The organism is Streptomyces ossamyceticus (assembly GCF_001418475.1).
Lineage (GTDB): Bacteria > Actinomycetota > Actinomycetes > Streptomycetales > Streptomycetaceae > Streptomyces > Streptomyces ossamyceticus.
This window is the reverse complement of the sequence record NZ_LIQX01000539.1, coordinates 1-9,686: the sequence shown is the minus strand read 5'-3', so window position 1 is coordinate 9,686 and position 9,686 is coordinate 1. Positions and strand designations below refer to the sequence as shown.

Genomic DNA, 9,686 nt, shown 5'->3' with positions numbered 1-9,686 from the left:
CCCCCCTGCCCCATGCCCGCCCGGCCGGGCATGGGGCAGGGGGGAGGGCCGGGTCGGTAGGAGGCGTGAAATGTCGGCTCCATCCCTGCACAGTTGGAGGCTGGTGGTGAGGGAGAGGATTCCGCCGCCGCTCTCACCGGCCATGATCACCCGCGCAGGGTCGACGTGTTGCGGAAGTCCATGCCGGCGACCGCCACGCCCTGGTGGGCGATGATGCGGAGCCACGCCTGGACACCGGGGTCCAACGCCGACCCGGTCCGCATGGCGAGGCGTCCTGGGGAGCGAACGCGGTCTGATGGACGTGAACATCGACGTTCCCAGGAATCTGCAGGTCGCCGGGGCGGCCGGAGCGGACGACCCGCCGCCCGGCGACTACGGTGTGCCGGTCTCGGCGGCCCCCCGTCACCGGGACGATCTGTTCGAGCAGCCCGTCTACGACGCCCCCTCTGCAAAGGCGTGTGCCTTGGTGCACACGCTGGGGCGGTGCCGCTGGCTGAAGCGCTCCAACACGGCTGTCGCCGCGGCTACGGGCGTGATGCGTAGGGGGTGTAGTCGCCGCCCTCGGCGGAGCTCACGAGTGCGGCCTTCAGCGCGCGGAAGGCCCAGTCGAGATGCTGCTGCTTGAGGAAGGGGGGCGGCGCCCGCCACATGCGGGGTTGCCATCGAGGCTGGGACGACGGGAGGACGCGGTGGAGCCTGGCCCCGGAGGACAGGAACCAGTGGGCGGGCAACGAGATGCCCGGCCGGACGCACTTGGACGGCTCCCGTCCTGCGAACAGGAAGAGAGCCGCCCAAGTGCGTCCGGAGGCATTGTGCCTTCAGCAGGTCATGCGTGACGGTGCGAGTGTCGGTTGCCGGTGACGAGGCGGTAGAGGGCAAGGAGGATGACGGAGCCGACGATCGCGGCGATCCAGGTGGAGAGGTCGAAGAACCCGTCGATGGAGTCGACGCCGAAGATGACCTTGCCGAGCCAGCCGCCGAGCAGACCGCCGACGATGCCGATGAGCATGGTGATGATGACGCCGCCGGGGTCCTTGCCCGGCATCAGAGCCTTGGCGATGGCGCCGGCGAGCAGGCCGATGATGATCCACGCGATGATGCTCATGGTGCCTCTCCACTTCCTGTATAGGGGTTAGGGTTTGTGGCAGTTCATCGTCTGCACCGATTGCGCTCGAACAAACATCTGGCCATGTCGGCTCCTGACTCGTGAAGAGCGGGCTCCAGGAGGAGGGCCGCGATCAAAGAGCGCGGACTGCCGACTCTGTGGCCTCGCTCCTGTCCGAGTGCGAGCGTGAGAGCCATGCGCGTACGGGAGCTGGTGGTCACCTCGCCCCCGCTCACGTCCGGCAGCCTTCGGCGATCAGTAGCGCCAGCGCGGTTGACGCTGGTGACGTTGAGCTTGCGGCCCTCGGCGCGAAACCCGCGGGCGGCGAGGAGGCTTCAGGGCCCCTCTGACGGGACCTCAAAGGGTCCGCGCTTCCAGCGGTCGGAACGGACATCACCGGACATCCAACCGCCACGACCGGCAACCCGGCGAAGCTGTGCGGTCGGAGCACTGGAAGTGGCAAGGCGAGGGCTGGCTCCAGGCGGGCGCCGCACGCCCGCCCGGATGCCCGTCACATTCCGCTCGGAGTCGGCGTCGAGGACAAGCAGCGGACCGTGCGCGTACACGCCGCCGGGTCCCAGCGCATCGCTTTCAGGTACGAAACACAATTGACGGTCGCCAGTTCCGTCGTCCAGCGGGACGCGGCTATTCGCGCTGGGCTGGCCGGGAAACCAGTTTCCCGGGGCACGGTCACGCACTCGGTCGCCTAACGACCGCTCGACGGGAGAGCCCTGGATCTGAGAGGGAAACTCCGCCTCTCGGACGGTCCCGGCGACGCCGTACCGGCCAGACGCACCCGCGATGATCGTCGAACGGTTGAGCGGACAGGAACGGGGCGGCTGCGATGGGCCGTCCAGATGATGGTGACGGAGGAGATCGCCGCATCTGCACGTGACGGTGAACACCGTCAAGACCCATCTGAAGAGTGTCCAACGGATGCTGACCGTGAACCGGCGCAACGACGTGCCATACGCCGCGCGCGTGAACTCCGGCTGCTGCGCCCCTCGCGTCGTCAGCGTGGCGCGCCGATGACCGGGGTCCGTGTGGTGTGCCCTGAGATCTCGGAACAGCGCACCCGTGAAGGAGAGACAGGGCATGTTCGGACAATCCAAGGCGTTCAGTGGCTTCGCGGTCGACGACCTCGGTGAGGCCCGCCGGTTCTACGGTGAGACTCTCGGTCTGCGCGCGGAGGAGAGCGGGGAGGGGGACATGCGGATGCTGACCCTCACGCTCGGCGGAGGCGCCCAGGTCTTCGTCTACCCGAAGGAGTCGCACACCCCCGCGACCTTCACGATCCTCAACTTCCCCGTGGAGGACATCGAAGCCGCTGTCGACGAGTTGGAGCGGCGCGGCGTGAGCCTTGAGCGCTATCCCGGGTTCGACCATGACGAGAGGGGCATCGTACGGGCCGGTGACGGCGGCCCCGCCGCGATCGCGTGGTTCACCGACCCCGCCGGGAACGTTCTCTCCGTACTCCAGGAGACATGAGGACAGCGGGCACGCGCGCTGAGGGAGGAGCGTGCGTGCCCACCGGGGAGGTATTGCCGGAACTCTGGGCGAGCGGCGCTCACCGCCCCGAGCCGGACATCGGGTTCAGGAGAGGTCGAACCGATCGAGGTTCATCAGTCCCACGCGGCTACGAAGTCACGCACGAACTTCCACTTCAGCTCGCCTGTGGTGCGATCTCAGCCTTCCAACACGTCTCGTCGGAAGCCGACGTCTTCCACCTTGTGCCCATGTCGAGCAGATTGATGAAGAAGTCGTTGGTCAATGTCTCCGGTCGGTGTGTTGTACGCCGTGCGGCGAGCGCTCGTAGCCGGTGTTCAGAACGCGCATCCCCCCGATCGGGGCCGTCATCTCGGGAGCGGCGAGGGTCGGTTGACCGGAGCGCCTGGCGCGCCGGGGAACCCGGGGATCGCGGTGGCCGCAGGGCTGCGCGTCGGCGGGCCCTGTACCGGAAGTGTGTGGTGACAGCCTGGTGGTTCGGTTCAGCGTGTTCCGGTCGGCGGTTGTCAACAGGGCGTGGTCAACACCCCGGAGTTCCGGTGGTCCTGCTCGTACGGCTCACCGCCGCCTTTGGACGACACTCCGACGAGCCCACCGGTGACGATCTGCGGTGCGCGGTCGTGAACCACATCCCTGAGAGCGTCGACCTCGACTGGAGGAAGGAGTTCTACCCGGGCGCCGACGCGGACGGCAAGGACCTCGCCAAGGATGTCCCCGCCACGGTCGGCACCGCCGACGGCAAGGCCGTCATCCAACGTTGGCGACCGCAAGCAGGACCACGCCCCCTCCATGCCCCCCTTCGGCCCAGCGCCGGGCCGCGACGAAGAGCGGATCCCCTGAGCACCCGCGAGCCCGCCCGCGGTCGCAGCCCCGGGCAACGACCACAGTCTTCCGCGTCCACGTCCGGCACGGCCCGACGCCCCGCACTCTCGCCGCTCTCGGGGGGCCGTCAGCCGCAGCACGGTGCTCTGACTGGTCGATGCGCTGCCCGAGCCCGACGTTCTGCGCGCCGCAGGAGCTCGGGGTCTATGCCCGGGATGCGTCTGTTTTCAGCCATGCCTCTGTGACGTCCCTGCACGGAAAGGTACTTCCGTTCACGGGCATGCACCTGACATCTTGCTTCCACCACTCGTTTCGTACGGCTCGGCCGGTGCCCTCAGCGCGGCCGGGCCGTTTCCGGAGGACGCATTGATACCCCACATATCCAGCCGCTCTAGACGCACGTGGGTGCTGGCGGCCACGATCGGTGCCACCCTCGCGTTCGGCGCCCCGGGAGCCCTCGCGGGCACGCTCCCCGTCGTCCCCTCCACCGCGCCGACCGCCAAGGCCCCCACTTCGGCCGCCGTGCCCGCTTCCCGGAGCGCGACCTGGGTGGCCGGCACGCGTGCCTACCTTGTGATCACCGCCCCCGGTGACAACGCGGCGGTCCGCTCCGCGATCGAGGCCAACGGCGGCACCGTCTTCTCGAACTTCGAGGCCATCGGCGTGATCGTCGCCCACTCGGCGTCCAGCGGATTCGCCGCCACGATGCGCGGCGTCTCCGGAGTGCAGCAGGTCGGCGCCACGCGCACCTCGGACGTCCCGGCCGACGCCTACAACCCGGCGCTCCCGCCCAATCCGTCGCAGGCCTCGACCCCGGCCGGAGAGCCGGTCCGGGCCGACATGAGCCAGATCAAGGCCGACCAGGCCTGGGCCGTGAACCCGGGCTCGGCCTCGGTCAAGGTCGGCATCCTGGACACCGGTGTGGACGACCAGCACCAGGACCTGGCGCCCAACTTCAACGCGGCCGACTCGGTCTCCTGCGCCTACGGCAAGCCCGACACCCGGGCCGGCGCCTGGCGGGACGTGGACACGCACGGGACCCACGTGGCGGGCACCGTCGCCGCGGCCAAGAACGGCAAGGGCGTCGTCGGTGTGGCCCCCGGGGTGACGATCTCCGCGGTCCGGGTCGCCGAGCCGGGCAGCGCCTTCTTCTTCGCCGAGAACACCATCTGCGGCTTCGTCTGGGCCGGTGACCACGGCTTCAAGGTCACCAACAACAGCTACTACACGGACCCGTGGCAGTTCAACTGCCCGGACAACATCGACCAGGCCGCCATCATCGAGGGCGTCAAGCGCGCCCAGGAGTACGCCGAGGGCAAGGGCTCCCTCCAGATCGCCGCTGCGGGCAACGAGAACTACGACCTCGCCCACAAGACGACCGACTCCGCGAGCCCGAACGACTCGACACCGGTCACCCGCACCATCACCAACGCCTGCCTCGACATCCCGACCGAACTGCCGGGCGTGGTCACGGTCGCGGCCAACGGCACTGGCGTCACCAAGGCCTCGTTCTCCAACTACGGTCAGGGAGTCATCGACGTCGCGGCACCGGGCAGCAACGTGTACTCCACCGTCCCCGGCGGCGGCTACGGCAGCAAGAGTGGCACCTCGATGGCCACCCCGCACGTGGCCGGCGTGGCGGCACTCATCGCCAGCGCCAACCCGGGCATCACCCCGGCGCAGCTCCGCGCCAAGCTGGACACCCAGGCCAATGACATCGCCTGCCCGTCGGACAGCCGCTGCACGGGCACGACGGCCAACAACGCGTTCTTCGGCGAGGGACAGGTCGACGCCCTCAAGGCCGTCGGGGCCACCCCGCCGCCCGGCAAGTACTTTGAGAACCTCGCGGACTTCACCATCGCCGACAACGCGACCGTGGAGAGCCCGATCGCCGTCACCGGTGTGACCGGCAACGCCCCGGCCACCCTCAAGGTGGGTGTGGACATCAAGCACACCTACATCGGTGACCTGAAGGTCGACCTGGTGGCGCCGGACGGCACCGTCTACACCCTGCACAACCGCGCCGGTGGCAGCGCCGACAACATCACTCAGACCTACACCGTGAACGCCTCCTCGGAGGTCGCGAACGGCACCTGGAAGCTGCGCGTCAACGACAACGCCGCCTCCGACACAGGCAAGATCGACGCCTGGAACCTGACCTTCTAGCGCAGGGCCCGGCAACGCCCGCGCACAGCACGCACAGCGCCGCGACGACTCCCCGCCCCGCGGCCGCGTGCCTTCCTGGCGAGCTGGGGGCTGTGTCCGCGCCGACCGTACGGTCAGCGCGGACACAGCCCTGAGGAGCTGGCCGGCTGCGTGCCGACCACCGCGATCCAGACGCACGGCTACTACCTGGGCGTGCCGTTCGACGAAGCCCTCACCCGGCACGCCACCAAGCCGATCGCCGATGACGTCGACGAGACTCAGCTGCGCCAGTGGTGTCGGCGGGCGACCTGATGCCGTGCACTTCGGCGTTCCGTGGGAGGGACTGGAGGGTCTCCACCAGCTCAGCCGTTGCGGTGGTGGCCGGCAGGCTGACAAGCCGAGACTCGATGCCCGCCTTCGCGCAACGCGCCCGCTTCATCCGTACGTCACCGAAGCCGGATCTTCACCCACCAGCACCGTTGCCAGGCAAGGCGTCACACCGACACGCCGCGCAAGCTCTGCCGCCTTGCCTGATGTCTCCTCGACGATGCGTCGGGCATCCGCGCTGCACCCGACGCCGACAGCCGAACGCAGATCGCCCAACCTACCGGGTCTACGCGGCCATCCGCCCCGCCGACGCGATCCTGGCGGCGCCGCTCGTCGCGTACTTCGTGCGCACCCTGGAGGCCCGCAGGACGGTGCTGATCGACGACGCCGCCGAGGGCGACTTCAGCTGGCGTCTGTGCTCGGGGATCGACGACGCCGTGCGCTCCGGGCAGCGCGCCGTGATCCGGCGTTCCCTCGCCGCCGACGGCGATACGACGGCTTTCCGCGCCCTCGCGACGTCGGTGACGGAAGGGGGAGCCGACGCGGTGGTGTTCGGTGGCGGCTACGCTCGGGCCGCACGGCTGGCCCGGGCACTGCGCTCCGCGGGCTACTCCGGCGCGCGGCTGGCCACCCAGCGCGCCCTCGACGCGCGCTTCCTCACCTCGGCCGGCGAGGACGCCCAGGGCTGGGTGTTCGCCACCGCCTTCCTCGATCCGACCCGGTTGAATGCCGCGAAGTCGTTCGTCACCACGTACCGGACGCGCTTCGGGTCCGCCCCGCCGTGGTACTCCGCCGAGGCCCACGACGCGACGCTCTTCGTCGCCCGCGCCATGACGGACCTGGGCGCGTCGCATGCCGAACGGGCCGCGATCACCGGCCGGTTGCGGGAGACCGACTACCGGGGCATCACCAAGAGGCTCCACTACGACCCGTCCACCTACCGCTACACGGACGCGATGTACCTGTTCCGGGCGACGGCGGGCGCCTTCCGCTGCCTGGGCGACTACCGGGACGCCACCGCCTGAGCCCGCCGTTTGCGCCCTCGGTCAAGGGCCGCACGCGCTGCCGGACGACCCACAGGTCCTGCTGCTCGGCCAGGCACGCCTGCTGTACTCCCGAGCCGGCCAGATCGACGGCACCGGCCGTGACGAGACGCCTACGCGTACTTCCGGGACCGGAAGACTTCCACAACGTACGCCTCGCCGAACTCCCCGGCGGCGACTTCGCGTTCTGCGTCACCCACTTGCTGTCCCTCTCCACCTGGACACTCGGTGTCAGCCCCCGTAGAGGCAGGTATCAGCCGACCTCAGCGATGGTGCGAGGGTCACCATCACGGTGACGATGATCGTGGTGAGCCACACCCGATATAGATCTATGGGCCGCGCCTGGCGACGCGAGCACGCCCACATGAGCCACGAGGCGGCCGACCCTGCGGCCAGCGCCACCATGACGGCGGTGGGCACCTCGCCCCCCGACAGTCGGTCCGGGTTGGTGGGCTGTGGTCCGGGGCAGTAACGGCCGTAGTCGTCGAACGCCACCGCGAAGCCCAGTAGGAACAGCGGGGTCGTGACCACCGTCAGGATCCCGGCCATGACGGCCACGAGCCGGGGCCACACCCCGCGCCGGTCGTCCAAGGCGTGAGCCAGCGCCAGGCGCATCAGCAGGACCGGCATCGCCATTGTCACCGTAGTGAGCCACAGGGCCGAGTAGCGCTCCCCTTCGTCCCGCCAGGTGCCCTGCCAGTAGAACCACAGGAATGCCTGGCAGATCGCGGTGCCGAACATCAGCGCGGCCAGCGCGTTCGCGGGGACACGGGCGTGGGGTGGCGCGCCCCGGAACGACGGGGGCCACAGGACGTGGTGCGGGCGGATGCCTTCCCCCAGGCTGACGGCCTCTCGCCAACGATCACTGATCACACGTCCCACGGCCAGGGTTCCCCATTCGCGCTCTGCCGGACTCCGCAGCTGCACGGGCACCGGAAGCTGTAAACATGCACGACCGTGGCATCCGCGCGCCCGGGCAGCATCGGTGAAACCGCGTGTTTCACCATGTAGTCGGGCGCTGGGCGTGTAGCTCAGTCGGCCGCCGCGGCGAGTGCGGCGCGCAGGTGGCCGTCGGACTCCTCCAGAAGGCGGGCGGCCGAGGCACCGTCGACACCGCCGAGGAGGACGAGGATCGCGTTCTTCACCTCGCCGCCGGTCGCGGCGAGGGCGCGCTCGATCTCGTCGTCCGTCGCGCCGGTCGCGAGGGCGACGATGCGGCGGAACTGGCCAGTCCCGCCTCGACCCTCTTCCCCATGGGCGGTGGGTGAGTTGAGGGCCGGCCGAAGGCCAGGCAACCCGTGGGCGGGTGTGGTCAGGGCCTCTGCTGCGGGGGTGGGCTTGGAGACGGTTGACCACCGTGATGTTGCCGGTTGCTCCGATGGCGCTATCGCAATGGTGCGACAATTGGACGGCCCGAGGCTCGGTGATCTCTTGGCGGGACTGCTGACCGTCAGCGCCAAGACGATCAGTCGTGTTGAGCCTCGCGGGACGCCTGCTGCTGTCGGCGTACACGTGAACGTGCCCCCGTCAGGCAATCACCTGCGCAAGGTCCATCCGGTTTCTGTTATTGCCCCGCCGTCCCCCTCGTCTCCTGTACATGCACGCGACACGACAGATCAGTCGGCGCACCACGCTCAAGGCCACAGGCGTCGCAGCCGTCGGTCTCGCCAGCGTCGCCACCCCCTCGGTGGCGGTGGGCGGAGCCCTGCATGGCCGCCAAGGCGAAGGCCGACGCCGCGCCCTGCACCGCCGGGTACGCGAAGCGGACCGCCAACCCGCATTCACAGAGCGGCTACACGGCCCGGCCGTAGCCATCGTGTACCGGGGCGTGGAACTGCGTCCCCGCAGCACGTGGCCGCAGAACAACGGGATGACCCGACAGCCGGTAAGAATTTTGTTTCCACACGGCTAGACACAAGTAGCGCCCATATACGTTAATTCATCCGATGTGTCAGCAAAGATGTGCGTTCTGCATTTCGGACGACGTTTGAAAAGTCGAACCACGTGAGGAAGATGTCGTCGGCCTTTCGGCCGTAGGGCGCCAAGTCGGCAGCACGCAAGCCCTTGACGCGCCACGTCCGACCGTCGGACGTGTGAGCCGGCACATCAAAAGTCCAAGAGTCGCTCTGCCGTATCGAAAGGTGCACAATGTCTTCCTCCGTTAGTAGACGGCGCCTCCTGCAACTGACCGGGGCCACCGTGGCCGCCACTGCCACCGGGTCCTTCATCGGTGCGTCTCCCGCCCATGCGGTCGTCCCTCCCGCGAGGGCCGACATCGGGGTCTTGGCGCACCCGTTCGAGCTCGGTCAGGTTCGGCTCACCGCGAGCCGGTGGTTGGACAACCAGGACCGTACGCGGAACTATCTGCGGTTCGTCGATGTGGACCGGCTGCTGTACAACTTCCGTGCCAACCACAAGCTGTCCACCAACGGCGCGGTCGCCACCGGCGGCTGGGAGGCGCCGAACTTCGCCTTTCGCAGCCACGTCCAAGGGCACTTCCTCACGGCGTGGGCTCAGCTGTACGCCGTGACCGGGGACACCACGTGCCGGGACAAGGCCACCTACATGGTCGCGGAGTTGGCCAAGTGCCAGGCCAACAACAGCGCCGCCGGTTTCAACGCCGGGTACCTCTCCGGCCTCCCCGAGTCCGACTTCACCGCTCTCGAGCAGGGGACCCCGAAGGGGGTGCCGTACTACACCATCCACAAGACCCTCATGGGCCTGCTGGACGTGTGGCG

8 protein-coding genes and 6 pseudogenes are annotated in these 9,686 nt (G+C 68.9%); 8 read left to right on the top strand and 6 right to left on the bottom strand.

What is annotated here, in order from left to right; all coding sequences use genetic code 11:
- Window positions 1-295: 295 nt before the first annotated feature.
- Window positions 296-580: pseudogene (locus tag AOK15_RS47630) on the top strand (fic family toxin-antitoxin system, toxin component); the annotation flags it as partial.
- Here AOK15_RS47630 and AOK15_RS48405 read toward each other — a convergent pair.
- Both AOK15_RS48405 and AOK15_RS32455 read right to left on the bottom strand, forming a co-directional pair.
- Window positions 525-650 (bottom strand): hypothetical protein, encoded by a 126-nt coding sequence (locus AOK15_RS48405; protein WP_276206243.1) that lies wholly within the window; start codon window positions 648-650, stop codon window positions 525-527. The pseudogene AOK15_RS47630 and the gene AOK15_RS48405 sit on opposite strands and share 56 nt — an antisense overlap.
- 176 nt (window positions 651-826) lie before the next feature.
- A complete protein-coding gene (locus AOK15_RS32455) occupies window positions 827-1,105 on the bottom strand; it encodes a GlsB/YeaQ/YmgE family stress response membrane protein (RefSeq protein WP_055521899.1) in 279 nt (92 codons plus the stop codon).
- A 795-nt stretch (window positions 1,106-1,900) separates the two neighbouring features.
- On the opposite strand from AOK15_RS32455, the pseudogene AOK15_RS48925 reads away from it, so the two are divergent.
- Both AOK15_RS48925 and AOK15_RS32450 read left to right on the top strand, forming a co-directional pair.
- Window positions 1,901-2,103, top strand: a pseudogene (locus AOK15_RS48925) (helix-turn-helix domain-containing protein); the annotation flags it as partial.
- Window positions 2,104-2,200: 97 nt separating this feature from the next.
- Window positions 2,201-2,593, top strand: coding sequence for a VOC family protein (locus tag AOK15_RS32450; RefSeq protein WP_055521898.1), 393 nt, complete (start codon window positions 2,201-2,203; stop codon window positions 2,591-2,593).
- A gap of 524 nt (window positions 2,594-3,117) precedes the next feature.
- Here AOK15_RS32450 and AOK15_RS32445 read toward each other — a convergent pair.
- Entirely contained in the window at window positions 3,118-3,366 is a 249-nt protein-coding gene (locus AOK15_RS32445; RefSeq protein WP_157870433.1) for a hypothetical protein, read from the bottom strand.
- Window positions 3,367-3,838: 472 nt separating this feature from the next.
- Here AOK15_RS32445 and AOK15_RS32440 point away from each other — a divergent pair, with 472 nt between their 5' ends.
- On the top strand, window positions 3,839-5,599 hold the full coding sequence (locus AOK15_RS32440) for a S8 family peptidase (RefSeq protein ID WP_055521896.1): 1,761 nt from the start codon (window positions 3,839-3,841) through the stop codon (window positions 5,597-5,599).
- A 143-nt stretch (window positions 5,600-5,742) separates the two neighbouring features.
- Window positions 5,743-5,878: pseudogene (locus tag AOK15_RS47620) on the top strand (kinase); the annotation flags it as partial.
- 10 nt (window positions 5,879-5,888) lie between these two features.
- Here AOK15_RS47620 and AOK15_RS42960 read toward each other — a convergent pair.
- Window positions 5,889-6,172, bottom strand: a pseudogene (locus AOK15_RS42960) (tetrahydrofolate dehydrogenase/cyclohydrolase catalytic domain-containing protein); the annotation flags it as partial.
- Between AOK15_RS42960 and AOK15_RS32435 the strand changes: the two are divergent.
- The gene (locus tag AOK15_RS32435) at window positions 6,112-6,930 is read left to right on the top strand and encodes an ABC transporter substrate-binding protein (RefSeq protein ID WP_079058839.1); all 819 of its coding nucleotides are present in this window, start codon (window positions 6,112-6,114) and stop codon (window positions 6,928-6,930) included. The pseudogene AOK15_RS42960 and the gene AOK15_RS32435 overlap by 61 nt on opposite strands.
- A 61-nt stretch (window positions 6,931-6,991) precedes the next feature.
- A pseudogene (locus AOK15_RS47615) lies at window positions 6,992-7,175 on the top strand (Phenylacetic acid catabolic protein); the annotation flags it as partial.
- 4 nt (window positions 7,176-7,179) lie between these two features.
- On the opposite strand, the gene AOK15_RS32430 reads toward AOK15_RS47615, so the two are convergent.
- Together AOK15_RS32430 and AOK15_RS32425 are read right to left on the bottom strand one after the other, a co-directional pair.
- Entirely contained in the window at window positions 7,180-7,830 is a 651-nt protein-coding gene (locus tag AOK15_RS32430; protein WP_157870432.1) for a hypothetical protein, read from the bottom strand.
- A 149-nt stretch (window positions 7,831-7,979) separates the two neighbouring features.
- Window positions 7,980-8,168, bottom strand: a pseudogene (locus tag AOK15_RS32425) (N-acetylmuramic acid 6-phosphate etherase); the annotation flags it as partial.
- A gap of 928 nt (window positions 8,169-9,096) precedes the next feature.
- Between AOK15_RS32425 and AOK15_RS32420 the strand changes: the two are divergent.
- On the top strand, window positions 9,097-9,686 hold a 590-nt coding region (locus tag AOK15_RS32420; protein WP_157870431.1), incomplete at its 3' end, for a beta-L-arabinofuranosidase domain-containing protein.

What these genes read in the sequence shown, in the direction of transcription:
- AOK15_RS48405 (WP_276206243.1), bottom strand. Translation starts at nt 650, where the DNA reads ATGTGGCGGGCGCCGCCCCCCTTCCTCAAGCAGCAGCATCTCGACTGG.
- AOK15_RS32455 (WP_055521899.1), bottom strand. Translation starts at nt 1,105, where the DNA reads ATGAGCATCATCGCGTGGATCATCATCGGCCTGCTCGCCGGCGCCATC.
- AOK15_RS32450 (WP_055521898.1), top strand. Translation starts at nt 2,201, where the DNA reads ATGTTCGGACAATCCAAGGCGTTCAGTGGCTTCGCGGTCGACGACCTC.
- AOK15_RS32435 (WP_079058839.1), top strand. Translation starts at nt 6,112, where the DNA reads ATGTCTCCTCGACGATGCGTCGGGCATCCGCGCTGCACCCGACGCCGA.